This is a genomic window from Streptomyces sp. NPDC012825 (genome assembly GCF_042900925.1).
Lineage (GTDB): Bacteria > Actinomycetota > Actinomycetes > Streptomycetales > Streptomycetaceae > Streptomyces.
Window position 1 is genome coordinate 189,316 of sequence record NZ_JBIBBZ010000006.1, and the last position, 25,411, is coordinate 214,726.

Sequence of the window (25,411 nt, forward strand, 5' to 3'; positions counted from 1 at the left end):
CGTGACAGGATCGGAGACGTACGCAGCAGGACGACCGCTCAAGGGAGAGCGCGATGGTCAGCAAGCCGCCGGCCGGTGACCCGGTCCAGGACGCACCGCAGGTCACGCCGCCGCAGCACGCCGCCGCCGGACTGCCCGCCGTCGGGCACACCCTGCGGATCGCCCGGGAGCAGATGGGGTCCCTGCGCACCGCGCGGACCCTCCTCAGGGTCAACCAGAAGGACGGCTTCGACTGTCCGGGCTGCGCCTGGCCCGAGGGGGACGAGCGGCACGTCGCGGAGTTCTGCGAGAACGGCGCGAAGGCGGTCGCCGAGGAGGCGACGCTGCGCCGGGTCACCCCGGAGTTCTTCGCCGCGCACCCCGTGGCGGACCTGGCGGAGCGCAGCGGGTACTGGCTGGGCCAGCAGGGCCGCATCACGCAGCCGATGCTGCTCCCGGAGGGCGGCGAGCGGTACGAGCCGGTGACCTGGGAGCGGGCCTTCGGGATCCTCGCCGAGGAGCTGCGGGCCCTGGACTCCCCCGACGAGGCGCTGTTCTACACCTCGGGCCGCACCAGCAACGAGGCGGCGTTCCTGCTCCAGCTCTTCGCCCGCGAGTTCGGCACCAACAACCTGCCGGACTGTTCCAACATGTGCCACGAGTCCTCGGGTTCGGCCCTGACGGAGACCCTCGGCGTCGGCAAGGGCAGCGTCTCCCTGGAGGACCTGCACAAGGCGGACCTGATCGTCGTGGCCGGGCAGAACCCGGGGACGAACCATCCCAGGATGCTGTCCGCCCTGGAGAAGGCCAAGGCCGCGGGCGCCCGGATCATCTCGGTGAACCCGCTGCCGGAGGCGGGCCTGGAGCGGTTCAAGAACCCGCAGACCCCCCGGGGCATGCTCAGGGGCACCGCGCTCACCGACCTCTTCCTCCAGATCCGGATCGGCGGCGACCAGGCCCTCTTCCGCCTCCTCAACAAGCTGGTCCTGGCGACGCCCGGGGCGGTCGACGAGGAGTTCGTACGCGAACACACCCACGGGTACGAGGAGTTCGCGGCGGCCGCGCGGGAGGCCGACTGGGACGAGACCCTCGCGGCCACCGGTCTGGAGCGCTCCGAGATCGAGCGGGCCCTGGAGATGGTGCTCGCCTCGGAGCGCACGATCGTCTGCTGGGCGATGGGCCTCACCCAGCACAAGCACTCCGTGCCGACCATCCGCGAGGTGGTCAACCTGCTGCTGCTCCGGGGGAACATCGGGCGGCCCGGCGCGGGCGTGTGCCCGGTGCGCGGCCATTCGAACGTGCAGGGCGACCGCACGATGGGCATCTTCGAGCGCCCCGCGCCCGCGTTCCTCGACGCCCTGGACAAGGAGTTCGGGATCGTCTCGCCGCGCCACCACGGCTACGACGTGGTCCGCTCCATCCAGGCGCTGCGCGACGGCCGGGCGAAGGTGTTCTTCGCGATGGGCGGCAACTTCGTGGGGGCCACGCCCGACACGGAGGTGACGGAGGCGGCGATGCGCCGGGCCCGGCTGACCGTCCACGTGTCGACGAAGCTGAACCGCTCGCACGCGGTGACGGGCACGCGCGCGCTGATCCTGCCCACCCTCGGCCGCACCGACAAGGACGTCCAGAAGGGCGGGCGGCAGTTCGTGACGGTCGAGGACTCGATGAGCCTGGTGCACGCCTCCCGGGGCAACCTGCCCCCGGCGAGCCCGCACCTGCTGTCCGAGCCGGCGATCGTGGCGCGGATGGCGCGGGCCGTCCTCGGCGACGGCTCGGCCACGCCCTGGGAGGAGTTCGAGGCCGACTACGCCCTGATCCGGGACCGCATCGCGCGCGTGGTGCCCGGCTTCGAGGACTTCAACGCCCGGCTCGCGGCGGACCCGGGCGGCTTCGCGCTGCCGCACGCCCCGCGCGACGAGCGCCGCTTCCCCACGAGGACCGGCAAGGCCAACTTCACGGCCGCGCCCGTCGAGTACCCGAGGGTGCCGGAGGGCCGGCTGCTCCTCCAGACGCTGCGCTCGCACGACCAGTACAACACCACGATCTACGGTCTGGACGACCGCTACCGGGGCATCCAGGGGGGCCGTCGGGTCGTCCTCGTGCACCCGGCGGACGCGGCGGCCCTCGGCCTGGCCGACGGGGCGTACGCGGACCTGGTGAGCGAGTGGACGGACGGCGTCGAGCGGCGGGCGCCCGGCTTCCGAGTGGTGCACTACCCGACGGCCCGGGGGTGCGCGGCGGCCTACTACCCGGAGACGAACGTCCTGGTGCCGCTGGAGTCGACGGCGGACGTCAGCAACACCCCCGCGAGCAAGTCCGTGATCGTCCGTCTGGAACAATCCCCTTCCGCCTGAGCGAACGCTTAGTACGCTCGGGCGGAAGCGACGCGATCGGCGCGACCGACGTGATCGCGCCGATCAGCAGCCGTACGCAGACGAACGGAGCCGGGCCATGGGTGAGCAGCAGCACGTGAAGTTCCCGCAGGAGGTCATCGACGAGTACGCGGCGCTCGGCGTCGACCTCCCGGCCCTCTTCTCGGCGGGGCACCTCGGCAACCGGATGGGCGTGCAGATCCTGGAGGCCTCGGCCGAGCGGGTCGTCGGCACCATGCCGGTGGAGGGCAACACACAGCCGTACGGGCTGCTGCACGGCGGGGCGTCGGCGGTGCTCGCCGAGACGCTGGGCTCCGTCGGTTCGATGCTGCACGGCGGGGTCTCCCGGATCGCGGTCGGCGTCGACCTCAACTGCACCCACCACCGCGGGGTCCGCAGCGGCCTGGTGACCGGCGTGGCGACCCCGGTGCACCGCGGGCGCTCCACCGCCACGTACGAGATCGTGATCACCGACGAGCAGGACCGGCGGGTCTGCTCGGCGCGGCTGACCTGCCTGCTGCGCGAGGTCACCGGCAAGGACGCGGAGAACGTCCCGGGCGCGGGGACGGGCGCGGGCGCCTGAGACCCGCGCGAGCGGGGACGGGGGGGGGGGGGGGGCCCCCCCGGGGGGGGGCCCCCCCCCCCCCCCGTCCCCACCCCAGCGTCCATCACTCTGCGTGATCTTCGTGCGAAGCGGAATCCCCCGAACCGGAGGCGCCGGTTCGTCCGCTGAGGTTTCCGCCACTGTCCGATATCCGGAGAGTGGCCGAAGGCCGCCGTCAGGACCAAGAAACACTCAAGCCCCTTAGCGGAACTGCACGTTCTCACTATGTGAACACCGCGTAAAGAACCCTTTCGCCCCGATTCGCCCCTCCGTCGCGCACACTCTTTCCCCGTCGGCATAACAAGACAGTCACATCCTGACCTCGCCGCTCCCCGACCCTCCCCACCTGCGCTTAGAGTCACCGCCAGTCACCGCGCCGCCGGGCGCGTCCTACTGCACGGCCCTGTACCAACCCAGTACGGCCCGGCGTTCCAAAACGGCACCCCTCGCTCCGCAGCTTCACGGCACCGCCCCGTCCGAGGGGGCCGCGCCAGGGAAAGGACCCTTCGTGCGAAACCGTTCGTTGCTCATACTCACCACCACGATCACCGCGGGAGCGCTCACGCTCACTGCCTGTGGTTCGCGCGACGACAAGGGCGGCGCCGGGAACGGCGACAGCGGAAACGTCACCGTGACCATCGGCCTCGACGCGCCGCTCACGGGTGAGCTCTCCGCCCTCGGCCTCGGCATCAAGAACTCCGCCGACCTCGCGGTCAAGACGGCCAACAAGAAGCAGTACGTCAAGGGCGTCACCTTCGAACTGGAGTCCCTGGACGACCAGGCCCAGCCCTCCGCCGGCCAGCAGAACGCCACCAAGTTCGTCGCCGACAAGACCGTCCTCGGCGTCGTCGGCCCGCTGAACTCCTCCGTCGCCGAATCGATGCAGAAGGTCTTCGACGACGCCAAACTGGCGCAGGTCTCCCCCGCCAACACCAACCCGGCACTGAGCCAGGGCGTCAACTGGAGCACCGGCGACAAGAAGCGCGGCTACACGTCGTACTTCCGCACCGCCACCACCGACGCCATCCAGGGCCCCTTCGCCGCCCAGTACGTCGTCAACGAGGCCAAGAAGACCAAGGCCTTCATCATCGACGACAAGAAGACCTACGGCGCCGGCCTCGCGGGCACCTTCAAGACCGAGTTCGAGAAGCTCGGCGGCAAGGTCCTCGGCACCGAGCACATCAACCCGGACACCAAGGACTTCTCCGCGGTCGCCACCAAGGTCAAGAGCTCCGGCGCCGACGTCGTCTACTACGGCGGCGAGTACCCCGCAGCCGGCCCGCTGGCCAAGCAGATCAAGGAAGCCGGCGCGAAGGTCACCGTCGTCGGCGGCGACGCGCTCTACAGCCCGGAGTACGTGAAGCTGGCCGGCGCCACCGCGGCCGAGGGCGACTTCGCCACCTCCGTCGGCGCGCCGATCGAGACCCTCGCCTCCGCCAAGGAGTTCCTGGCCAACTACAAGGCCGAGAACTACAAGGAGGCCTACGAGGCCTACGGCGGCTACTCCTACGACTCGACCTGGGCCATCATCGAGGCCGTCAAGAAGGCCGTGGACGGCAACGGCGGCAAGCTCCCCAGCGACGCCCGCGCCAAGGTCGTCGAAGCCCTCCAGGGCGTCTCCTTCGAAGGCGTGACCGGCAAGGTCTCCTTCGACGAGTTCGGCGACACCACCAACAAGCAGCTGACCGTCTACAAGGTCCAGGGCGGCGCGTTCAAGCCCGTCAAGTCCGGCACCTTCGGCAGCTGACCCCACCCCACTCCCAGCACCACCCTCACCGCGCGGGGCGCCGCACCAGGCTCCCCGCGCGGTGTCACATCCGTCGAAAGTCTCGGAGGACAATGCGGTGAACGAACTGCCGCAGCAGCTGGTCAACGGCCTGCTACTGGGATCCATGTACGGGCTGGTCGCCGTCGGCTACACGATGGTCTACGGCATCGTCCAGCTCATCAACTTCGCCCACGGCGAGATCTTCATGACCGGCGGCTTCGGAGCGCTCACGGTCTGGCTCATCCTGCCCGGCGGCACCACCATGTGGGTGGCTCTCCCCCTCATGATCATCGGAGCCGTACTCGTCGCGACGACCATAGCCGTCGGCGCCGAACGACTCGCGTACCGCCCGCTCCGCGGCGGCCCCCGCCTCGCCCCGCTCATCACGGCCATCGGCCTCTCCCTCGCCCTCCAGCAGCTCGTCTGGTCGCTGTACCCGGAGGCGAAGTCCGCCCGCACCTTCCCGCAGATCCCCGGCGGCGCGATCGAACTCGGCCCGGTCACCATCCAGACCGGCGACGTCTTCCTCCTCATCGCCGCCCCCGTCTGCATGGCCTTCCTCGCCTTCTTCGTCATGCGCACCCGCACCGGTCGCGGCATGCAGGCCACGGCGCAGGACCCGGACACCGCGAAGCTCATGGGCGTCAACACCGACCGCATCATCGTCATCGCCTTCGCCCTCGGCGCCGCGATGGCCGCCGTCGGCGCCGTCGCCTACGGCCTGAAGTACGGCGTCGTCGACTACAAGATGGGCTTCCTCCTCGGACTCAAGGCCTTCACCGCCGCGGTCCTCGGCGGCATCGGCAACATCTACGGAGCCATGATCGGCGGAGTCGTCCTCGGCATCGCCGAGACCATGGCGACGGCGTACATCAGCCACATCCCCGGTATGGAGCAGCTCGGCGGCCAGTCCTGGGCCGACGTCTGGGCCTTCGTACTCCTCATCGTCGTACTCCTCGCCCGGCCCCAGGGCCTCCTCGGCGAGCGCGTCGCGGACAGGGCGTGAGCACCATGACCACCATCTCCGAGAACCCCCAGGCGGCCGCGGCACCCGCGCCCGCCGAAGCGACCGGTCTCATCGGCTTCATCCCCGCCAAGACCGCCCGCCTCCTCGTCACGGCCGGCGGCGCCCTCACCGTCGCCAGCTGCTTCCTGGCCTGGACCTGGACCTCCAGCTTCCCCGGCGACCTCACGTACTACGGCTCCCCCGCCGGCCTCCAGATGCAGGTCCTGGTCACCGGCCTGCTCACCACCCTCCTCGCCCTCTCCACCTACGGCGTCAAGGGCACCCGCTGGCTCACCCCCGCCGGTGGCGACTCGGCCCTCAGACTCGCCGCCATCGCCAACTTCGCCATCTCCTGGTTCACCATCGGCGCCATCAGCATCACCCTCGGCGGCCCGATCAACCTGGAGCCCGGCGGCGCCGTCCTCGCCCTCGCCTCCCTGATCGCCCTCCTCGGCGCCCTCGCCCTCCCCTTCGAACGGCCGAAACTGCTGCCGACGGACCCCGAGGACACCGGCTGGGACCAGTTCAAGCACAAGGTCGGCAACGCCTGGACCACCTTCAAGGCCGCCTTCGTCACCGGCCCCGTCCGCCGAGTGCCCCCGCTGCACTCCTCCGTCGAGATCCTGATCATCACCGGCGTCCTCGCCGTGGCCCTCGGCATCTTCACCTACGGCGTCGGCACCGAGTACGACGAGCTGTTCCTCGGCTTCCTGATCACGACCGGCATCGGCTTCGCCGCGCTCAACAAGTCGGGTCTCGTCCAGCAGGCCACCCAGCTCACCGGCAAGCACCAGAACCTCACCATCGCCGGCGCCTTCACCGCCGCCGCCCTCTTCCCCTTCACCCAGACCGACGACCAGTACGCCACCCTCGGCGTCTACATCCTGATCTTCGCCACCGTCGCCCTGGGCCTGAACATCGTCGTCGGCCTCGCCGGCCTCCTCGACCTCGGCTACGTCGCCTTCCTCGGCGTCGGCGCCTACGCGGCCGCCCTCGTCTCCGGCGCCCCGACCTCCCCCTTCGGCGTACACCTCCCCTTCTGGGCCGCCGTCCTGGTCGGCGCCGCGGCATCCCTGGTCTTCGGCGTCCTCATCGGCGCCCCCACCCTGCGGCTGCGCGGCGACTACCTCGCCATCGTCACCCTCGGCTTCGGCGAGATCTTCCGCATCGCCGTGAACAACACCGACGGCACCTCCGGCCCCGACATCACCAACGGCTCCAACGGCATCGCGTCCATCCCGAACCTCAACATCTTCGGATTCGACTTCGGCGCCGAGCACGTCATCGCCGGATTCACCATCGGCCGCTTCGCCAACTACTTCTTCCTGATGCTGCTGATCATGGTGGTCGTCGTGTTGGTCTTCCGGCGCAGCGGCGACTCCCGCATCGGCCGCGCCTGGGTCGCCATCCGCGAGGACGAGACCGCCGCGCTCGCCATGGGCATCAACGGCTTCCGGGTCAAGCTCATCGCCTTCGCGCTCGGCGCCGCGCTCGCCGGCCTCGCCGGCACCGTACAGGCCCACGTCACCTACACCGTGACCCCGGAGCAGTACCTCTTCGCCGGTCCCATCCCGCCCAACTCCGCCTTCCTGCTCGCAGCCGTCGTCCTCGGCGGCATGGGCACGATGAGCGGCCCCCTGGTCGGCGCCTCGCTGCTCTTCCTCATCCCCAACAAGCTCCAGTTCATGGGCGAGTTCCAGCTCCTCGCCTTCGGCGTCGCGCTGATCCTGCTCATGCGCTTCCGCCCGGAGGGCATGATCGCCAACCGGCGCAACCAGCTGGAGTTCCACGAGAAGGACGAGACGCCCGCCACGCTCGCCAAGGCAGGTGCCTGAACCATGACCACCACCACCACGACCGCCGACGCCACCACCGCACCGGCCTCGGGCGAGACCGTTCTCGACGCACGCGGGGTCACCATGCGCTTCGGCGGCCTCACCGCCGTCCGCGACGTGAACCTGACCGTCAACAGCGGCGAGATCGTCGGCCTCATCGGCCCCAACGGCGCCGGCAAGACCACCTTCTTCAACTGCCTCACCGGCCTCTACGTCCCCACCGAGGGCGAAGTCCGCTACAAGGGCAAGGTCCTGCCGCCCACGTCGTACAAGGTCACCGACGCCGGCATCGCGCGCACCTTCCAGAACATCCGCCTCTTCCACAACATGACCGTCCTGGAGAACGTCCTCGTCGGACGCCACACCCGGATGAAGCAGGGCCTCTGGTCCGCCCTCCTGCGCCTCCCCGGCTTCAAGAAGGCCGAGGCCGAGGCGTCGCAGCGCGCGATGGAACTCCTGGAGTTCATCGGCCTCCAGGACAAGGCCCAGCACCTCGCCAAGAACCTCCCCTACGGCGAGCAGCGCAAGCTGGAGATCGCCCGCGCCCTCGCGAGCGACCCCGGCCTGATCCTCCTCGACGAGCCCACCGCCGGCATGAACCCGCAGGAGACCCGGGCCGCCGAGGAACTCATCTTCGCCATCCGGGACATGGGCGTCGCCGTCCTCGTCATCGAGCACGACATGCGCTTCATCTTCAACCTCTGCGACCGGGTCGCCGTACTCGTCCAGGGCCAGAAGCTCATCGAGGGCGACAGCCACACCGTCCAGAGCGACGAGCGGGTCATCGCCGCGTACCTGGGCGAGCCCGTCGAATCGGAAGCGACCCCGGCCCCCGCCCCGGCCGCGACCCCGGCCGCGAAGGACACCCCGGAGACCGACGAGGCCCCGGCCGACGCGCCCCCCGCCGACGGGACCCCCGAGGCCCCGGCTTCCGACGACGCCTCGGAGGACACCCCGCACCACCCTGCTTCGGGCAAGGAGAACGACGCATGACCGCACTGCTCGAAGTCGAGAACCTGCGCGTCGCCTACGGAAAGATCGAGGCCGTCAAGGGCATCTCCTTCTCCGTCGACGCCGGTGAGGTCGTCACCCTCATCGGCACCAACGGCGCCGGCAAGACCACCACCCTGCGGACCCTCTCCGGCCTCCTCAAGCCGGTCGGCGGCCAGATCAAGTTCGAGGGCAAGTCCCTCCGCAAGATCCCCGCCCACAAGATCGTCTCCCTGGGACTCGCCCACTCCCCCGAGGGACGGCACATCTTCCCCCGCATGTCGATCGAGGAGAACCTCCTCCTCGGCGCCTTCCTCCGCAAGGACGGCCCCGGCATCACCAAGGACGTCCAGCGCGCCTACGACCTCTTCCCCATCCTGGGCGAACGTCGCAAGCAGGCCGCCGGCACGCTCTCCGGCGGCGAACAGCAGATGCTCGCCATGGGCCGGGCCCTCATGTCCCAGCCCAAGCTGCTCATGCTCGACGAGCCCTCCATGGGCCTCTCCCCGATCATGATGCAGAAGATCATGGCCACCATCGCCGAACTGAAGGCCCAGGGCACCACCATCCTGCTCGTCGAGCAGAACGCCCAGGCCGCCCTCGCCCTCGCGGACCAGGGCCACGTCATGGAGATCGGCAAGATCGTGCTCTCCGGCACGGGACAGAACCTGCTCCACGACGAGTCGGTCCGCAAGGCGTACCTCGGCGAGGACTGAGCCACCGGGACCGCACCGAAGACGGAAGGCCCGCCCCCACAACGCCGTGGGGACGGGCCTTCTCCCGTACGGGGTCCGTACGTACGGAGCGGACTACTGCTCCTTGTTCTTGGCCGCCCTCTTCTCCTCGGCGTCCTCGATCACGGCCTCCGCGACCTGCTGCATCGACATGCGCCGGTCCATCGACGTCTTCTGGATCCACCGGAACGCGGCGGGCTCCGTCAGGCCGTACTGCGTCTGCAGGACCGACTTCGCCCGGTCCACCAGCTTCCGGGTCTCCAGACGCTGCGAGAGGTCGGCGACCTCCTTCTCCAGGGCCCGCAGCTCCGCGAACCGGGAGACGGCCATCTCGATGGCCGGCACCACGTCGCTCTTGCTGAACGGCTTCACCAGGTACGCCATGGCCCCGGCGTCCCGGGCCCGCTCGACCAGCTCCCGCTGCGAGAACGCGGTGAGCATGAGGACGGGGGCGATGGACTCGCCGGCGATCTTCTCGGCGGCCGAGATGCCGTCGAGGACGGGCATCTTCACGTCGAGGATCACGAGGTCCGGGCGGTGCTCACGGGCGAGCTCGACGGCCTTGGCACCGTCCCCGGCCTCGCCGACGACCGTGTAGCCCTCTTCCTCGAGCATCTCTTTGAGGTCGAGGCGGATCAGGGCCTCGTCCTCGGCGATGACGACGCGGGTCGTCAGCGGAGGGACGTGCGGCGCCTCGACGCCGTCGGCGGGCTGGGGCGACTCGGGGGCGGTCACGGGGGCTCCTCGTTGCAGGGCAGCTACTGCTACATGAGCCTACCTAGGTCCTGTATGTTTGAGGCACGGCAGGTTGCCAATGACCTTCGTTTCGAAGGACGCCCCGGTAGCCCAGCGGAAGAGGCAGTGGTCTCAAACACCATACAGCGTGGGTTCGAATCCCACCCGGGGCACTTTACCTTCGATTCCAAGGAACCCAAGGGCGCTGTTGATCTTCACTCGTCGCGGTGAACATCTCTTCGACTTGATCCATACGAGTTGCGGTTCGACCAAGCTGCCGCCATGGGGCAGCACAATCCTTCGATTCGCGAAGAAGCACTCGCACTCCTCCACCGGGGCTTGAGCAACCGGGCAGTTGCCGAACAGCTCAACGTGCCGCGAGGCACGGTCGGTTGGTGGCTCTCCGAGGACCGCCGGAAGCGCGGCGTCCGATTCGAGCGGCCCACGGACTGCCCCAGGTGCACGAACCGTGCGTTCGATACATCCGCGTACGCCTATCTCTTGGGGCTCTACCTCGGCGACGGCCACATCACGTCGAGGGCCAAGCAGCATCACCTGTCGATCTTCTGCGACACCTCGTGGCCGATGCTGATCGACGCCGCCGAGGTGGCGATGCGCGGGGTGATGCCTCTGCCGACCATTCGGCGAAGGACCAGGCAGGGGTGCACCGAGGTGAAGTCCTTCACCAAGCACTGGACGTGCATGTTCCCCCAGCACGGCCCCGGCAAGAAGCACGAGCGCGCGATCGTCCTCGGACCCTGGCAGCAGGCGATCGTCGACGCTCACCCCTGGGAGTTCGTGCGCGGGCTCGTCCACTCCGACGGGTGCCGGATCACCAACTGGACCACCCGTGTCGTGAAGGGCGAGCGCAAGCGGTACGAGTACCCCCGGTACTTCTTCACCAACGTCTCGGACGACATCCGGCGGCTCTACACCGACACGCTCGACGCGCTCGGCGTCGAGTGGACGCGCTGTGTCCGCGACGGGAGGCCCTACAACGTCTCCGTCGCCCGTAGGGCCTCCGTCGCGCTCATGGACCTTCACGTGGGGCCCAAGTACTGACTTCCCCTAGGGGGTCCAGGGCTTCAGCATGTCCTTCATCGTGTCCGTGAGGGCGAGTTGCAGCAGCGGGCCGTAGGTGACGCGGCCGACGCCGAGGCGGCGGAAGCGGGCGAGGTCGTGCTTGACGGGGTGGGCCGTGGAGTTGACGGGGACGGTGACGGCGTCGACGACCGCCGTGAGGAGGTCGTCGTCGTCCTGGATGCTGACCGGGTAGACGCTGTCGGCGCCGGCCCGCTCCATGGCGCGCAGTCGTTCGATCGCCTCGTCGAGGACGGTGGAGGGGTCCTCCGCGTGGAGGAAGAGGTCGGTGCGGCCGTTGATCCAGAGCGGGACGCCCGCGTCGTCGGCCGCCGCGCGCAGGCCGGCGATGTACTGCGCGTGTTCCTGCGTGTCGCGGACGCGCCCGCCGTCCGAGTGGACGGTGTCCTCGAGGTTGAGGCCGGCGCCGCCGATCTCGAGGAGTCCGGCGACGAGGTCGGCGGGCTTCTGTCCGTATCCGGCCTCCAGGTCGACGGAGACGGGGACGTCCACCGCCGCGATGATCGGCCGGACGGCGGTGAGCACCTCTTCGAAGGTCTGTCCTTCGTGGTCGTCGGCTCCTCGGGAGTCGGCGAGGGGGTGGCTGCCGATGGTCAGGGCGGGGAATCCGGCGTCGGCCGCCGTGCGGGCGGACCAGACGTCCCAGACGGTCGGCAGCACGAGGGGCTGGTGGTCGGCGTGGAGCTGCTTGAGGCGCCGGGCGCGCTCGGCGGTGGTGTGGAGATCCATGTCGTGGACGCTACCCCCGGAACGTCGCGGACGACGTGTTGCCGGGGTTATGTCAGCGGTTCTCCGATGTGGTGGACGCGGACCAGGTTGGTGGAGCCGGCGACGCCGGGCGGGGAGCCGGCGGTGATGACGACGATGTCACCCTTGGCGCAGCGGCCGATGCGGAGGAGTTCCTCGTCGACCTGGGCGACCATGGCGTCGGTGGAGTCGACGTGGGGGCCGAGGAAGGTTTCGACGCCCCAGGTGAGGTTGAGCTGGGAGCGGGTGGCGGGGTCGGGGGTGAAGGCGAGGAGGGGGATCGGGGAGCGGTAGCGGGAGAGGCGTTTGACGGTGTCGCCGGACTGGGTGAAGGCGACGAGGAACTTGGCGCCGAGGAAGTCGCCCATTTCGGCGGCGGCGCGGGCGACGGCGCCGCCCTGGGTGCGGGGTTTGTTGCGTTCGGTGAGTGGGGGGAGGCCCTTGGCGAGGACGTCTTCTTCGGCGGCTTCGACGATGCGGCTCATGGTGCGGACGGTTTCGACGGGGAAGCGGCCGACGCTGGTCTCGCCGGAGAGCATGACGGCGTCGGTGCCGTCGATGACGGCGTTGGCGACGTCGGAGGCCTCGGCGCGGGTGGGGCGGGAGTTGTCGATCATGGAGTCGAGCATCTGGGTGGCGACGATGACCGGTTTGGCGTTGCGCTTGGCGAGTTTGACGGCGCGCTTCTGGACGATCGGGACTTGTTCCAGGGGCATTTCGACGCCGAGGTCGCCGCGGGCGACCATGATGCCGTCGAAGGCGGCGACGATCTCGTCGATGTTGTCGACGGCCTGGGGTTTCTCGATCTTGGCGATGACGGGGAGGCGGCGGCCTTCCTCGTCCATGATGCGGTGGACGTCGTCGATGTCGCGGGCGCTGCGGACGAAGGAGAGGGCGATGACGTCGGCGCCGGTGCGCAGGGCCCAGCGGAGGTCTTCGATGTCCTTGTCGGAGAGGGCGGGGACGGAGACGGCGACGCCGGGGAGGTTGAGGCCCTTGTGGTCGGAGACCATGCCGCCTTCGACGACGCGGGTGCGGACGCGGGGGCCGTCGACGGCGGTGACTTCGAGGGTGACGCGGCCGTCGTCGACGAGGATGCGTTCGCCGGTGGTGACGTCGTCGGCGAGGCCGGGGTAGGTGGTGCCGCAGGTGTGGCGGTCGCCTTCGACGGGTTCGACGGTGATGGTGAATTCGTCGCCGCGTTCAAGGAGTACGGGGCCTTCGCGGAAGCGGCCGAGGCGGATCTTCGGGCCTTGAAGGTCGGCGAGGACGCCGACGCTGTGGCCGGTTTCGTCGGAGGCTTTGCGGACGCGCTGGTAGCGCTCCTCGTGCTCGGCGTAGGTGCCGTGGCTGAGGTTGAGGCGGGCCACGTCCATTCCGGCTTCGATCAGTGCCTTGATCTGGTCGTATGTCTCGGTGGCGGGCCCAAGGGTGCAGACGATTTTCGCTCGGCGCATGGGACGAGCCTAGGGCTTACCGGTGGGTAGCGAATCCGCCTGTCGTGACTGCCCAACAACCTTTCGGTGAAGGGTCGTTGACAAGTATTGAATATGTGCGGCGGGGTGCTCCGATGAGCGCTTTCCGTCCTCCCTGTGGGTGTCCGGCGGCGTGCGCGCGTCGAACACTTTTCCACTCCGTAACCCGTGAGGCCTGTTGCGGGCGGGTCTCCTGGGCCAGAATCTACGCGCGTTGTGCACCTGAGCGACGCCACTGAACCGAGGAGAAGCACATGCCGTTGAACCGCCGGACGTTCCTGGAGGGCTCCGTGGCCGTCGGGGCCGGGGCCGCTCTCACCGCCGGGGCCGTCGCCCCCGCCGAGGCCCACGGAACCGGGCACGGGCACCGCCCGAAGCCGGCCGAGCGGTACTCCTTCACCGTCATGGGGACGACCGACCTGCACGGGAACGTCTTCAACTGGGACTACTTCACGGACAAGGAGTTCGACGACAAGGCGCACAACGACGTCGGCCTCGCCAAGATCTCCACGCTCGTGGACCGGGTGCGCGCGGAGAAGGGGAGGCGCAACACCCTGCTCATCGACGCCGGTGACACCATCCAGGGCACCCAGCTGTCGTACTACTACGCCAAGGTGGACCCGATCACCGCGCGACGCGGTCCGGTCCATCCGATGGCGCAGGCGATGAACGCCATCGGCTACGACGCCGCCGCCCTCGGCAACCACGAGTTCAACTACGGCATCCCGGTGCTGCGGAAGTTCGAGGAGCAGTGCGACTTCCCGCTGCTCGGTGCCAACGCGCTCGACGCGAAGACCCTGCGGCCGGCGTTCGCCCCGTACAGCATGCACCGGCTGCGGACCCCGTGCGGCCGGGTCGTGAAGGTGGCCGTGCTCGGGCTGACCAACCCGGGGATCGCGATCTGGGACAAGGCGAACGTCGGCGGGCGGATGGTCTTCCCGGGCCTGGAGGAGCAGGCGGCGAAGTGGGTGCCGAAGCTGCGTTCGATGGGCGCGGACGTGGTGGTCGTCTCGGCGCACTCCGGTTCCAGCGGCACGTCCTCGTACGGTGACCAGCTGCCGTACGTGGAGAACGCGGCCGGGCTGGTGGCCGAGCAGGTGCCGGGCATCGACGCGATCCTCGTGGGGCACGCGCACAGCGAGATCCCCGAGTACCGGGTCGCGAACAAGGAGACCGGCAGGGAGGTCGTGCTCTCCGAGCCGCTGAAGTGGGGGCAGCGGCTCACCCTCTTCGACTTCGGCCTGGTGTGGGAGAAGGGCCGCTGGAGCGTCGAGAAGGTCGGTGCGCGGGTCCTGAACTCCAACACGGTGGAGGAGGACCCGAAGATCGTGCGGCTGCTCTCGGACGAGCACCGGAAGGTGGTCGCGTACGTCAACCAGGTCATCGGCAGCTCGACCTCGGCGATGACCACGGCGGACGCGCCGTGGAAGGACGAGCCGATCATCGACCTGATCAACGCGGTGCAGGCGGAGACGGTGAGGGCGGCCCTGGCGGGCGGCGCGTACGCGGGTCTGCCGGTGCTCTCGCAGGCGTCCTGCTTCTCCCGTACGGCCCGGATCCCGGCCGGTCAGGTGACGATCAAGGACGCGGCGGGTCTGTACCCGTTCGAGAACACCCTGGAGGCGCGGCTGCTGACGGGCGCGCAGCTGAAGGACTACCTGGAGTTCTCGGCGCGGTACTACGTGCGGACCCCGGCGGGCGCTCCGGTGGACACGGCGAAGCTGACGAACGCGGACGGCACGCCGGACTACAACTACGACGCGGTGTCGGGTCTGACGTACGAGATCGACATCGCGCAGCCGGCCGGGTCGCGGATCGTGAACCTGTCGTTCGAGGGGAGGCCGCTGGATCCGGCGGCGGAGTTCGTCCTCGCGGTGAACAACTACCGGGCGAGCGGCGGCGGCGCGTTCCCGCACGTGGCGAACGCGCCGCAGCTGTGGGCGAATTCGGACGAGATCCGCAACACGATCATCCAGTGGGTGCGGGCGAGGGGGACGGTCGACCCGGGGCAGTTCGCGTCGGTGGACTGGAGGCTGACCCGGGACGGCGTGCCGGTGTTCTGATCCGTACGTCAGTGCTGGACGAGGGGCGTCAGCTTCCGGCCCTGGGCCGGGATGCCGGGCGCCTCTCGTGTTTCCAGGCCGAAGCTGGTGAAGGCGGTGCGGCGGGGCAGCGGGTAGGGCTCCTTGCCGGTGATCGCGTTGAGGATGGTGGCGCTGCGCCAGGCGGCGAGGCCGAGGTCGGGGGCGCCGACGCCGTGGGTGTGGCGTTCGGCGTTCTGGACGTGGACGGCGCCGGTGACGGAGGGGTCGAGGACGAGGCGGTAGTGCTCGTCGATCCGGGGGCGGCCGGCGGAGTCGTGGCGCAGGTAGGGGTCGAGGCCGGTGAGCATGCGGTCGAGGGGGCGTTCGCGGTAGCCGGTGGCGAGGACGACGGCGTCGGTGGTGAGGCGGGTGCGGGTGGACTGCTGGAGGTGTTCCAGGTGGAGTTCGACGCGGGTGGTGGCGACGCGGCCGGCGGTGCGGACGCGGACGCCGGGGGTGAGGACGGCGTCGGGCCAGCCGCCGTGGAGGGTGCGGCGGTAGAGCTCGTCGTGGATGGCGGTGATGGTGGCGTCGTCGATGCCCTTGTGGAGTTGCCACTGGCGGGGCACGAGGCCGTCGCGCACCTGCTCGGGGAGGGCGTGGAAGTAGCGGGTGTAGTCGGGGGTGAAGTGTTCGAGGCCGAGTTTGGAGTACTCCATGGGGGCGAAGGCCTCGGTGCGGGTGAGCCAGTGGAGGCCCTCGGCTCCGGCGGGGCGGGCGCGCAGGAGGTCGAGGAAGATCTCGGCGCCGGACTGGCCGGAGCCGATGACGGTGACGTGTCCGGCGGCGAGGAGGGTCTCGCGGTGGGTGAGGTAGTCGGCGGAGTGGACGACGGGGACGCCGGGGGCGTCGGCGAGGGGGCGGAGGGGTTCGGGGACGTACGGTTCGGTGCCGACGCCGAGGACGACGTTGCGGGTGTGGGCGCGGCCGAGGGCCTCGGCCTCGCCGTCGGGGTCGAGCTGGGTGAAGTCGACCTCGAAGAGGCGCCGTTCGGGGTTCCAGCGGACGGAGTCGACCTGGTGGGCGAAGTGGAGGCCGGGGAGGCGTTCGCTGGCCCAGCGGCAGTAGGCGTCGTACTCGGCGCGGTGGATGTGGAACTTCTCGGCGAAGTAGAAGGGGAAGAGGCGCTCGCGGCTCTTGAGGTAGTTGAGGAAGGTCCAGGGGCTGGCGGGGTCGGCGAGGGTGACGAGGTCGGCGAGGAAGGGGACTTGGAGGGTGGCGCCGTCGAGGAGGAGTCCGGGGTGCCAGTGGAAGGCGGGGCGCTGTTCGTAGAAGGCGGTGGAGAGGCCGCCGGGGACGCCGTGGGCGAGGGCGGCGAGGGAGAGGTTGAAGGGGCCGATGCCGATGCCGACGAGGTCGTGGGGGCGGTCGGGGGCCGGGGTGTCCCGGGGGTGCGGGGGCCGGTCGGTGTCCTGTTCGGGGGTGCTGCCGGTCATCGGTGGGCGCTGCCTTCCACGAGGGTGATGAGCTGGTCCAGGTCGCCGGGGGTGGCGTGGGGGTTGAGCAGGGTGGCCTTGAGCCAGAGGCGGCCGTCCGCGCGGGCCCGGCCGAGGACCGCCCGGCCGCCGGTGAGGAGGGTGCGGCGGATCGCGGCGACGGTGGTGTCGTCGGCGTCGTGGGGGCGGAAGAGGACGGTGGTGAGGACGGGCCGGGCGCGCAGGTCGAGGGCGGGGGTCTTCTCGATGCGGTCGGCGAGGTCCTGGGCGAGGTCCATGCAGGTGTCGACGAGGGCGCCGAGTCCGGTGCGGCCGAGGGCGCGGAGGGTGACGGCGGCCTTGAGGACGTCGGGTCGGCGGGTGGTGCGCGGGGAGCGGCCGAGGAGGTCGGGGAGGCCGGCGTCGGTGTCGTCGTCGGCGTTGAGGTAGTCGGCGGTGTGGGCGAGGGGGGCGAGGTCGGTCGTGTCGCGGACGGCGAGGAGTCCGGCGGCGGCGGGCTGCCAGCCGAGTTTGTGGAGGTCGACGGTGACGGTGCGGGCGCGGGCGAGGCCGTCGAGGAGGGGGCGGTGGGTGCGGCTGAAGAGGAGGGGGCCGCCGTAGGCGGCGTCGACGTGGAGGTCGGCGCCGTGGGCCGCGCAGACGTCGGCGAGTGCGGGCAGGGGGTCGACGAGGCCTTCGTCGGTGGTGCCGGCGGTGGCGGCGACGAGGAGCGGGCCGGGGGTTTCGGTGAGGGCCGCGTGGAGGGCGGCGGGGTCGAGGACGCCCCGGGGGGTGGGGACGACGACGGGGGCGGGGAGGCCGAGGAGCCAGGCGGCGCGCCGGAAGGAGTGGTGGGCGTTGGCGCCGACGACGGTGCGGAGGGGGCCGTTTCCGGTGTGGCGTTCTCCGGTGTGGTGCTCGCCGGCGTGGCGTCCCTCGCTGTGGCGCTCGCCGGCGTGGCGTTCGCGGGCGAGGAGGAGGGCGAGTTGGTTGGACTCGGTGCCGCCGGTGGTGACGAGGGCGTCGGGGCGGGGGGCGTCGGGGTGGATCTCGGCGGCGAGGGCGGTGGTGACCAGGGTTTCGAGGGCGGAGGCGGCGGGGGCCTGGTCCCAGGAGTCCATGGAGGGGTTGAGCGCGGAGGCGGCCAGGTCGGCGGCGGCGGCGAGCGCGAGGGGCGGGGTGTGGAGGTGGGCGGCGCAGAGGGGGTGCGCGGGGTCGGCGGCGCCGGCGGCGAGGGCGTGGACGAGGGTGCGGAGGGCTTCGTCGGGGCCGGTTCCGGTCTCGGGGAGTACGGCTCCGAGGCGCGCGGTCCGGTGGGCCACCGCGTCCGGGCCTCCGGCCGGGAGCGGTCCGCCGCGTTCCTCGGCTCCGGCGCGCAGGGCGTCGAGGACGGTGCCCAGGAGGGGCCGCAGGGCGGCGGCGCCGGGGACGCCTCCGGCGAGGGGTGGGGGTGCGGCACGCATGGACGACAGGGTGCCGGGGGGTGCGGGGGTTTGTCCGGAGAGTGCGGGGGTGTTACCCGAACGGGGGACACGGGGTGGTGTTTCGGGGCCGGGTGGTGCGGGGATCGGGGGTCCGGTCCCCGCACCGTCTCCGGGTCAGCCTTCCCTGACCCGCAGGGCCCGGCGCAGGTCGTCGAGCTGGTCGACGAGCTTGCGGCGGAGGGCCGGGATCATGGGGGTGTCCGCCAGGTGGCGTTCGCCGAGGGCGAGGGAGTCGGCGTCGACCGCGTGGGCCGGGAAGGCGTGGCGGCCGGTGGCCTCGGCCATGGCGGGACCGCGCCGGTCGCCGAGGGCGACGGCCGCCTCGTAGAAGCGGGGCACGTAGTCCCGTACGAGGTCGGCCTGTTCGGGCTGCCAGAAGCCCTGGGCGGTGGCGGTGAAGAGGTAGTTGGAGAGGTCGTCGGAGTCGAAGAGGGCGGACCAGGCCGCTTCCTTGGCCTCGGAGGTCGGCAGGGCGGCGCGGCAGCGGGCGGCACCTTCCTGGCCGGTGGCGCTGGGGTCGCGTTCCAGTTCGGCGGCGACGGCGGTTTCGTCGGTGGCGCCGAGGACGGCGAGGCGGGCGAGGATCCGCCAGCGCAGTTCCGGGTCGAGTTCGGGGCCGCCGTGGACGGTGCCCTCGTCGAGCCAGGAGGCGATCTTGTCGGGGGTGGTGGCGCTGTCGACGAAGGCGCGGACGGCGGTGAGGCGCAGTCCGGGGGCTTCGCCGTCCTCGGTGCGGCGCAGCAGGGCGCGGGCGATCTCGCAGATGGTGGCGAGGGCGGCGGGGCGTTCGCCGGCGGGGACGTACCGGTCGGCGATCTGGTGGCGGGCGAAGGCCAGGACGCCCTGGACGAGGGCGAGTTCGGTCTCCTCGGTGAGGTGCGCGAGGGCGAATTCGAGGTATTCGGCGGGGGCGAGGTCGCCGTCGCGGACCTGGTCGCGCAGCGCGTTCCAGACGACGGCGCGGGTGAGGGGGTCGGGGACGCGGGAGAGGCCGCGCAGGGCGGACTCCTCGGAGACCTCGTCGAAGCGGAGCTTGGTGTAGGTGAGGTCCCCGTCGTTGAGGACGACGAGGGCGGGGCGGGGGCCGGTGAGTTCGGCGGGGACGTCCTGGGGGACGTCGAGTTCGCGGCGTTCGCGCAGGACGAGGTCGCCGGAGGGGTCGCGGTCGTAGAGGCCGGCGGAGATCCGGTGGGGGCGGCTGCCGTCGCGGTCGACCGTGAGGTTCCAGTGGAGGCCCTCGCCGTCGAGGCGGGGGGTGAGGGTGTCGACGCCGGTGGTGCGCAGCCACTGCTCGGCCCAGCCGTGGACGTCGCGGTCGGTGGCGGCGGCGAGGTTGTCGATGAAGTCGGCGAGGGTGGCGTTGCCGAACTTGTGCCGCTTGAAGTGGATGTTGATGCCGGCGAGGAAGTCCTCCTCGCCGAGCCAGGCGACGAGCTGGCGGAGGGCGGAGGCGCCCTTGGCGTAGGAGATGCCGTCGAAGTTGAGGAGGGCGGAGGCGGTGTCGGGGACGGCCTCGGGGTCGGGGGCGACGGGGTGGGTGGAGGGGCGCTGGTCGGCCTCGTAGCCCCAGGCCTTGCGGGTGACGCCGAAGTCGATCCAGGTGTCGGGGAAGAGGTCGGAGCAGGCCTCGTTGACGGTCTGGTAGCCCATGTACTCGGCGAAGGACTCGTTCAGCCAGATGTCGTCCCACCAGCGCAGGGTGACGAGGTCACCGAACCACATGTGGGCCATCTCGTGGGCGATGACCATGGCGCGGGTCTGGCGTTCGGTGACGGTGACGGCGGAGCGGAAGACGAACTCGTCGCGGAAGGTGACGAGGCCGGGGTTCTCCATGGCGCCGGCGTTGAACTCGGGGACGAAGGCCTGGTCGTACGAGTCGAAGGGGTAGGGCTCGTCGAACTTCTCGTGGTACCGGTCGTAGCAGGCTCTGGTGACGGCGAGGATCTCGTCGGCGTCGGCGTCGAGGTGGGGGGCGAGGGAGCGGCGGCAGTGGATGCCGAGGGGGAGCCCGGCGTGTTCGGTGCGGACCGAGTGCCAGGGGCCGGCGGCGACGCAGACGAAGTAGGTGGAGAGGAGGGGGGTGGGGGCGGCCTTCCAGGTGCCGTCGGGCTGCCGTTCGGTGATGCCGTTGGCGAGGACGGTCCAGTCGTCGGGGGCGGTGACGGCGACCTCGAAGACGGCCTTGAGGTCGGGCTGGTCGAAGGCGGCGAAGACGCGCTGGACGTCCTCCATGAAGAGCTGGGTGTAGACGTACGACTCGCCGTCGGTGGGGTCCGTGAAGCGGTGCATGCCCTCGCCCGTGCGGGAGTAGCGCATGGTGGTGGCGACGCGCAGCTCGTGCTCGCCCTCGGTGAGGCTCAGCGGGAGCCGGTTGCCGTCGAGGGCGGCGGGGTCGAGGGGCTCTCCGTCGAGGGTGGCGGAGTGCAGGGTGACGGGCTTGAGCTCGACGAAGGTGTCCCCGGCGGCGCGGGCGGTGAATCGGACGGTGCTGGTGGACTCGAAGGTCTCGGCGCCGGTGGTGAGGTCGATGTCCACGAGGTAGTGGTGGACGTCGAGGAGCTGGGCACGGGTCTGCGCTTCGTCGCGCGTCAGTACGGACATGGGCCCTATGCTGCCCGATGCCCGGGGCGGCTGGCAGGGGTGAGGGGGAGAACCTTGCGGGCGGGGGTCCGGGGCTCGGTTCGGGTGGTCGCGGGGCGTCGAGGCGGTACGGGGGTCGCGGGGGCGGTCGCGGGGCGTCGAGGCGGTACGGGGAGTGGTGCGGGCGCGGTTCCGGAGCCGTTCAAGTGGTTCGAGGGGGCCGTTCAAGTGGTTCGGGGAGCCGTTCAGGCGGTTCCGGAGCCGTTCAGGCGGGCGAAGGCGGCGGTGATGCGGGGGCGGTCGTAGCCGGCCGGGCCCGCAGCGCCGTCGGAGAGCAGGGCGTGGAGGAGGAGGCGGGCCTTGGCCGGGTCGAGCGGTCCGGCCGGGATCAGTCCGCGGCGCAGCAGGTCGTGTTCGGAGCCGGGGCCGCGGTAGGTGTGCGAGAGGGTGGCTCCGCCGCCGGTGCGGGAGGCGAGGACGACCGGGATCCGCGCGGCGGTCGCCGCGAGGGGCCCGACGAGCGGAGCGGGGACGTGCCCGGCGCCGAAGGCGGCGACGACGAGGCCCTGGAAGCGGCCGTCGACGGCTTCGAGGAGTTCTCCGCGGTCGCCCAGGGAGAGGGTCACCAGGGCCACCCGGAGGTCGGGGTCGAACGCCAGGGGGCGGGGCGTGGCGGGGGTGGCGGGGCGGAGCAGGATCCTGGGTTCGCCCTCGACGACGGCGCCGAGGGGCCCCGCGCCGGGCGAGGCGAAGGTGGCGACCGAGGTGGTGTGGGTCTTGCGGGCGTGACGGGCGGCGTGGATCTCGTCGGCGAGGACGACGAGGACGCCGAGGTTCCGGCAGGCGGGGGCGGCGGCGACGGCGAGCGCGGCGGCGAGGTTGGCGGGGCCGTCGGCGCCCGGCAGGTCGGGGCGGCGCATGGCGCCGGTGACGGCGATCGGCCGCTCGGTGGTGCAGAGCAGGTCGAGGAGGAAGGCGGTCTCCTCCAGGGTGTCGGTGCCCTGCACGACGACGGCGCCGGAGCCGGCGGCGACGGTGGCGCGGACCTCCGTGGCGAGGGCGGCGAGGTCGGCGTGGGTGAGGGAGGAGCTGGGGACGCGGCGGAAGTCGCGGAGGACGACGTCGACGCCCTCGGGCGCCCCGAGCCCGGCGAGCACCTCGCGGCCGGTCATGCGGGCCGCGTCTCCGCCCCGGGCGGAGACGGTCCCGCCGAGGGTGAAGACGGTGACGCGGGGCATCAGGGGGCTCCGTGCGGGGCGGGCGGCGCGGCCCCGCCGCCGGTGTTCCCGCGCACCGGCGCGGGACCAGGGGCGGCGGGTGTCACCGGGTGCCGTCCGCGATCGTCTCGTGGTGGCGGATGACCTCGGCGATGATGAAGTTGAGGAGCTTCTCGGCGAAGGCCGGGTCCAGTTTCGCGTTCTCGGCGAGCTGCCGGAGGCGGGTGATCTGGCGGGCCTCGCGGGCGGGGTCGGCGGGCGGCAGCTGGTGCTCGGCCTTGAGGACGCCGACCTGCTGGGTGCACTTGAAGCGCTCGGCGAGCATGTGGACGACGGCCGCGTCGATGTTGTCGATGCTGTCGCGCAGCCGGGTCAGTTCGGCGCGTACGGCCTCGTCGGCTGCCGGGGAGGAGGCCGGTGCGGGGGCCTGTGCGGAGGCCGGTGCCGGGGTCGGCGCGGAGGTCGGGGTGGAGTCGCTCATGATCTGCGAGCTTAGACGGATCGCGGGAGGATCGTCGGCGGGTGTTCGGGATCCGGGACGCGGTCGCTCCAGCCGCCGGGCACGGACCGGCCCTGCTGCTCGCGGAAGCGGACGGGCGCGGTGCCGACCCGGCGGGTGAAGAGCCGGGAGAAGTAGGCGGGGTCGTCGTAGCCGACGCGGCGGGCGACGGCGGAGACGGGCAGTTCGGTGGCGGCGAGGAGTTCCTTGGCACGGCCGAGGCGGACGGTGAGCAGGTAGTCCTTGGGGCTGCAGCCGGCGGCGCGGCGGACGGCGGTGCGCAGTTCGGCGGGGGTCATGCCGTGGCGGGCGGCGTGTTCGGCGACGGAGAGCGGCTGGAAGGCGTCGCGGGCGAGGGCGGTGAGGACGGGGTCGCCGTCGGCGTTGGTGTCGGCGCGGGCGCGGCGCAGGGCGACGAGGAGTTCGTGGACGGCGGCACCGGTCTCCACCTCCAGGAGGGGGTTGCCCGGACGGGCGGCGCGGGCGATGCGGGCGATGGCGGCGCGGGCGGGGGCGGCGTCGGAGAGGGGGACGACGGGCCGGTCGGGTTCGATGCAGCCGAGTTCGGTGTACGTGGCGGCGGCGGGTCCGGAGAAGTCGACGAAGGCCTCGTCCCAGCCGGTGCCGGGGTCGGCGCCGTAGTGGTGGGGGACGCCGGGGGTGAGCCAGATCAGGGCGGGGGCGGTGACGGCGGTGCGCCGTCCGTCGGCGCCCCGGTACCAGCCGCCGCCGGCGGAGACGACGACGGCCACGTGGTGGTCGAGGGTGCGGGGTCCGACGGTGGGCAGGGTGCCGTGCTGGAGCCCGACGCCGAGGCAGACGAGGCCGAGGCGGTGGTGGACGGGGCCGGGCGTGAAGTAGCGCATCCAGGTGTGGTACATGCGGTGGCGCCCCTTCCCCGGGGCCCCGGCCGGGCGGGCCCCAACGTCCAAACTGCGACGATCTTTGTCCATGGACGGGTTCGCCGCCAGGGGGTGAGGTGGTGTCCATGAGCACGTTCGCTGTGGGTGACGAGGACTTCCTGCTCGACGGGCGGCCGGTGCGGCTGCTGTCGGGGGCGCTGCACTACTTCCGGGTGCACGAGGGCCACTGGGAGCACCGGCTGGGGATGCTGCGGGCGATGGGACTCGACTGCGTCGAGACGTACGTCCCGTGGAACCTGTACGAGCCGGAGCCCGGCCGGTACGGGGACGTGGCGGCGCTCGGCCGGTTCCTGGACGCGGTGGGGCGGGCGGGGATGCGGGCGATCGTGCGCCCCGGTCCGTACGTCTGCGCCGAGTGGGAGAACGGCGGGCTTCCGCACTGGCTGACCGGGCCGCTCGGGCGGCGGGTGCGGACCCGGGACCCGGAGTTCCTGGCGCCGGTGGGGTCCTGGTTCCGGCGGCTGCTGCCGCAGGTGGTGGAGCGGCAGGTGGACCGGGGCGGGCCGGTGGTCCTGGTGCAGGTGGAGAACGAGTACGGGAGTTACGGCAGCGATCCGGTGTACCTGGAGTGGCTGGCGGAGCTGCTGCGGGAGTGCGGGGTGGTCGTGCCGCTGTTCACCTCGGACGGCCCGGAGGACCACATGCTGACGGGTGGGTCGGTGCCGGGGGTGCTCGCGACGGCGAACTTCGGCTCGGGGGCGCGGGAGGGCTTCGCGGCGCTGCGGCGGCACCGGCCGTCGGGGCCGCTGATGTGCATGGAGTTCTGGTGCGGCTGGTTCGACCACTGGGGCACGGAGCACGCGGTGCGGGACGCGGCGGACGCGGCGGGGGCGCTGCGGGAGATCCTGGAGTGCGGGGCCTCGGTCAACGTGTACATGGCGCACGGGGGGACGAACTTCGGCGGCTGGGCGGGGGCGAACCGGGACGGGGAGCTGCACGACGGGCCGCTGCGGGCGACGGTGACCTCGTACGACTACGACGCGCCGGTGGACGAGGCGGGGCGGCCGACGGAGAAGTTCTGGCGCTTCCGCGAGGTGCTCGCGGAGTACGCGCAGGGGCCGCTGCCGGAGGTGCCGGAGGCCCCGCCCCGGCTCGCGGCGCCGGTGCGGGGCGGTTTCGCCGGGTGGGCGTCGCTGGACGCGGTCCTGGAGGTCCTCGGCGACGAGGAGGTGGTGGCGGCGGTGCCGCCGGTCTTCGAGGAGCTGGGGGTGGACCGGGGCCTGGTCCGCTACCGGGTGGCGGTGCCGGGTCCCCGGCGGCCGTACCCGCTGGGGGTGACGGGGCTGCGGGACCGGGCCGTGGTGTACGTGGACGGGGCCCTCGCGGGGGTCCTGGACACGGGCGGCGGGGAGGACGTGGCGCTCGCGGAGCCGGTGGCGGGCCCGGCGGTGGTGGACCTGTGGGTGGAGTCCCTGGGGCGGGTCAACTACGGGCCGCGGCTCGCGGAGCCGAAGGGGATCACCGGGGGCGTGCGGCACGAGCGGCAGTACCTGCACGGGGTGCGGGCGCGGGGGCTGCGGCTCGACGCGTTCGAGGCGGCGGCGGTCGGGAAGGTGCCGTTCGCGTCGGGCGCGGACCACGGCGGCGGCCCGGGGCTCCACCGGGCGGTCCTCGACGTGGCGGGCGCGGGGGACGCGGTGCTGCGGCTGCCGGGGGCGACCCGGGGCTTCGTCTGGGTGAACGGCTTCTGCCTGGGCCGGTACTGGTCGGCCGGTCCGCAGGAGGCGCTGTTCGTGCCGGGCCCGGTGCTGCGGGAGGGGGCGAACGAGGTGTGGGTGTTGGAGCTGGAGGGGGACGCGGGGGCCAAGGTGGTGCTCGACGTCCTGTGACTGCACATTAAATAAGAGGAGCGAGCGGGCC

19 protein-coding genes and 1 tRNA gene are annotated in these 25,411 nt (G+C 71.6%); 11 read left to right on the plus strand and 9 right to left on the minus strand.

The window, feature by feature from the left end; genetic code table 11:
- Positions 1–53: 53 nt before the first annotated feature.
- The 7 genes from ACFY7E_RS16435 (at position 54) to ACFY7E_RS16465 (ending at position 9,273) form a co-directional block, all read left to right on the plus strand.
- A complete protein-coding gene (locus ACFY7E_RS16435) occupies positions 54–2,336 on the plus strand; it encodes an FdhF/YdeP family oxidoreductase (protein ID WP_389485303.1) in 2,283 nt (760 codons plus the stop codon).
- 97 nt (positions 2,337–2,433) lie between these two features.
- Positions 2,434–2,937 carry a PaaI family thioesterase gene (locus tag ACFY7E_RS16440; RefSeq protein WP_389485305.1) on the plus strand — a complete coding sequence of 168 codons (504 nt, stop codon included), beginning with the start codon at positions 2,434–2,436 and terminating at the stop codon, positions 2,935–2,937.
- Between the two features lie 529 nt (positions 2,938–3,466).
- Entirely contained in the window at positions 3,467–4,705 is a 1,239-nt protein-coding gene (locus ACFY7E_RS16445) for an ABC transporter substrate-binding protein (RefSeq protein WP_389485307.1), read from the plus strand.
- A gap of 97 nt (positions 4,706–4,802) precedes the next feature.
- Positions 4,803–5,732, plus strand: coding sequence for a branched-chain amino acid ABC transporter permease (locus tag ACFY7E_RS16450; protein ID WP_389485309.1), 930 nt, complete (start codon positions 4,803–4,805; stop codon positions 5,730–5,732).
- A gap of 5 nt (positions 5,733–5,737) precedes the next feature.
- The gene (locus ACFY7E_RS16455; protein ID WP_389485633.1) at positions 5,738–7,567 is read left to right on the plus strand and encodes a branched-chain amino acid ABC transporter permease; all 1,830 of its coding nucleotides are present in this window, start codon (positions 5,738–5,740) and stop codon (positions 7,565–7,567) included.
- A gap of 3 nt (positions 7,568–7,570) precedes the next feature.
- Positions 7,571–8,560 carry an ABC transporter ATP-binding protein gene (locus tag ACFY7E_RS16460; RefSeq protein ID WP_389485312.1) on the plus strand — a complete coding sequence of 330 codons (990 nt, stop codon included), beginning with the start codon at positions 7,571–7,573 and terminating at the stop codon, positions 8,558–8,560.
- Positions 8,557–9,273: an ABC transporter ATP-binding protein gene (locus ACFY7E_RS16465; RefSeq protein ID WP_389485314.1), complete on the plus strand. Its 717-nt coding sequence runs from the start codon at positions 8,557–8,559 to the stop codon at positions 9,271–9,273. Before ACFY7E_RS16460 ends, ACFY7E_RS16465 begins: the two co-directional genes overlap by 4 nt.
- A 93-nt stretch (positions 9,274–9,366) precedes the next feature.
- On the opposite strand, the gene ACFY7E_RS16470 is transcribed toward ACFY7E_RS16465, so the two are convergent.
- Complete coding sequence (locus tag ACFY7E_RS16470; RefSeq protein WP_389485316.1) at positions 9,367–10,026, minus strand: ANTAR domain-containing response regulator; 660 nt, start codon at positions 10,024–10,026, stop codon at positions 9,367–9,369.
- 100 nt (positions 10,027–10,126) lie between these two features.
- Here ACFY7E_RS16470 and ACFY7E_RS16475 point away from each other — a divergent pair.
- Together ACFY7E_RS16475 and ACFY7E_RS16480 are read left to right on the plus strand one after the other, a co-directional pair.
- A tRNA-Leu gene (locus ACFY7E_RS16475) sits at positions 10,127–10,199 on the plus strand.
- Positions 10,200–10,308: 109 nt separating this feature from the next.
- Positions 10,309–11,088 carry a helix-turn-helix domain-containing protein gene (locus ACFY7E_RS16480; protein ID WP_389485319.1) on the plus strand — a complete coding sequence of 260 codons (780 nt, stop codon included), beginning with the start codon at positions 10,309–10,311 and terminating at the stop codon, positions 11,086–11,088.
- A gap of 6 nt (positions 11,089–11,094) precedes the next feature.
- On the opposite strand, the gene ACFY7E_RS16485 is transcribed toward ACFY7E_RS16480, so the two are convergent.
- Together ACFY7E_RS16485 and pyk are read right to left on the minus strand one after the other, a co-directional pair.
- Positions 11,095–11,856, minus strand: coding sequence for an isocitrate lyase/phosphoenolpyruvate mutase family protein (locus tag ACFY7E_RS16485; protein ID WP_389485322.1), 762 nt, complete (start codon positions 11,854–11,856; stop codon positions 11,095–11,097).
- Positions 11,857–11,903: 47 nt separating this feature from the next.
- Positions 11,904–13,331, minus strand: a complete 1,428-nt coding sequence (gene pyk, locus ACFY7E_RS16490; protein ID WP_389485325.1) for a pyruvate kinase — start codon at positions 13,329–13,331, stop codon at positions 11,904–11,906.
- A gap of 272 nt (positions 13,332–13,603) precedes the next feature.
- Here pyk and ACFY7E_RS16495 point away from each other — a divergent pair, with 272 nt between their 5' ends.
- On the plus strand, positions 13,604–15,412 hold the full coding sequence (locus ACFY7E_RS16495) for a bifunctional metallophosphatase/5'-nucleotidase (protein ID WP_389485327.1): 1,809 nt from the start codon (positions 13,604–13,606) through the stop codon (positions 15,410–15,412).
- 8 nt (positions 15,413–15,420) lie between these two features.
- On the opposite strand, the gene ACFY7E_RS16500 is transcribed toward ACFY7E_RS16495, so the two are convergent.
- From ACFY7E_RS16500 to ACFY7E_RS16525, 6 genes are all read right to left on the minus strand, one after another.
- Positions 15,421–16,869 (minus strand): lysine N(6)-hydroxylase/L-ornithine N(5)-oxygenase family protein, encoded by a 1,449-nt coding sequence (locus tag ACFY7E_RS16500; RefSeq protein WP_389485329.1) that lies wholly within the window; start codon positions 16,867–16,869, stop codon positions 15,421–15,423.
- Positions 16,866–18,311, minus strand: a complete 1,446-nt coding sequence (locus tag ACFY7E_RS16505; protein WP_389485331.1) for a pyridoxal phosphate-dependent decarboxylase family protein — start codon at positions 18,309–18,311, stop codon at positions 16,866–16,868. The genes ACFY7E_RS16500 and ACFY7E_RS16505 overlap by 4 nt, the downstream gene beginning before the upstream one ends.
- 135 nt (positions 18,312–18,446) lie before the next feature.
- Complete coding sequence (gene pepN, locus ACFY7E_RS16510; RefSeq protein WP_389485334.1) at positions 18,447–20,933, minus strand: aminopeptidase N; 2,487 nt, start codon at positions 20,931–20,933, stop codon at positions 18,447–18,449.
- Positions 20,934–21,157: 224 nt separating this feature from the next.
- Entirely contained in the window at positions 21,158–22,150 is a 993-nt protein-coding gene (locus ACFY7E_RS16515) for an asparaginase (protein ID WP_389485336.1), read from the minus strand.
- Between the two features lie 82 nt (positions 22,151–22,232).
- Entirely contained in the window at positions 22,233–22,610 is a 378-nt protein-coding gene (locus tag ACFY7E_RS16520) for a chorismate mutase (RefSeq protein WP_389485338.1), read from the minus strand.
- Between the two features lie 11 nt (positions 22,611–22,621).
- Positions 22,622–23,509: a helix-turn-helix domain-containing protein gene (locus ACFY7E_RS16525; RefSeq protein ID WP_389485340.1), complete on the minus strand. Its 888-nt coding sequence runs from the start codon at positions 23,507–23,509 to the stop codon at positions 22,622–22,624.
- A gap of 107 nt (positions 23,510–23,616) precedes the next feature.
- Here ACFY7E_RS16525 and ACFY7E_RS16530 point away from each other — a divergent pair, with 107 nt between their 5' ends.
- Positions 23,617–25,380, plus strand: coding sequence for a beta-galactosidase family protein (locus tag ACFY7E_RS16530; RefSeq protein ID WP_389485342.1), 1,764 nt, complete (start codon positions 23,617–23,619; stop codon positions 25,378–25,380).
- Positions 25,381–25,411: the final 31 nt, after the last annotated feature.

Coding starts and splice junctions, on each gene's coding strand:
- ACFY7E_RS16435 (WP_389485303.1), top strand. CDS start 54: ATGGTCAGCAAGCCGCCGGCCGGTGACCCGGTCCAGGACGCACCGCAG.
- ACFY7E_RS16440 (WP_389485305.1), top strand. CDS start 2,434: ATGGGTGAGCAGCAGCACGTGAAGTTCCCGCAGGAGGTCATCGACGAG.
- ACFY7E_RS16455 (WP_389485633.1), top strand. CDS start 5,738: ATGACCACCATCTCCGAGAACCCCCAGGCGGCCGCGGCACCCGCGCCC.
- ACFY7E_RS16460 (WP_389485312.1), top strand. CDS start 7,571: ATGACCACCACCACCACGACCGCCGACGCCACCACCGCACCGGCCTCG.
- ACFY7E_RS16465 (WP_389485314.1), top strand. CDS start 8,557: ATGACCGCACTGCTCGAAGTCGAGAACCTGCGCGTCGCCTACGGAAAG.
- ACFY7E_RS16480 (WP_389485319.1), top strand. CDS start 10,309: ATGGGGCAGCACAATCCTTCGATTCGCGAAGAAGCACTCGCACTCCTC.
- ACFY7E_RS16485 (WP_389485322.1), bottom strand. CDS start 11,856: ATGGATCTCCACACCACCGCCGAGCGCGCCCGGCGCCTCAAGCAGCTC.
- pyk (WP_389485325.1), bottom strand. CDS start 13,331: ATGCGCCGAGCGAAAATCGTCTGCACCCTTGGGCCCGCCACCGAGACA.
- ACFY7E_RS16495 (WP_389485327.1), top strand. CDS start 13,604: ATGCCGTTGAACCGCCGGACGTTCCTGGAGGGCTCCGTGGCCGTCGGG.
- ACFY7E_RS16500 (WP_389485329.1), bottom strand. CDS start 16,869: ATGACCGGCAGCACCCCCGAACAGGACACCGACCGGCCCCCGCACCCC.
- ACFY7E_RS16505 (WP_389485331.1), bottom strand. CDS start 18,311: ATGCGTGCCGCACCCCCACCCCTCGCCGGAGGCGTCCCCGGCGCCGCC.
- pepN (WP_389485334.1), bottom strand. CDS start 20,933: ATGTCCGTACTGACGCGCGACGAAGCGCAGACCCGTGCCCAGCTCCTC.
- ACFY7E_RS16515 (WP_389485336.1), bottom strand. CDS start 22,150: ATGCCCCGCGTCACCGTCTTCACCCTCGGCGGGACCGTCTCCGCCCGG.
- ACFY7E_RS16520 (WP_389485338.1), bottom strand. CDS start 22,610: ATGAGCGACTCCACCCCGACCTCCGCGCCGACCCCGGCACCGGCCTCC.
- ACFY7E_RS16525 (WP_389485340.1), bottom strand. CDS start 23,509: ATGTACCACACCTGGATGCGCTACTTCACGCCCGGCCCCGTCCACCAC.
- ACFY7E_RS16530 (WP_389485342.1), top strand. CDS start 23,617: ATGAGCACGTTCGCTGTGGGTGACGAGGACTTCCTGCTCGACGGGCGG.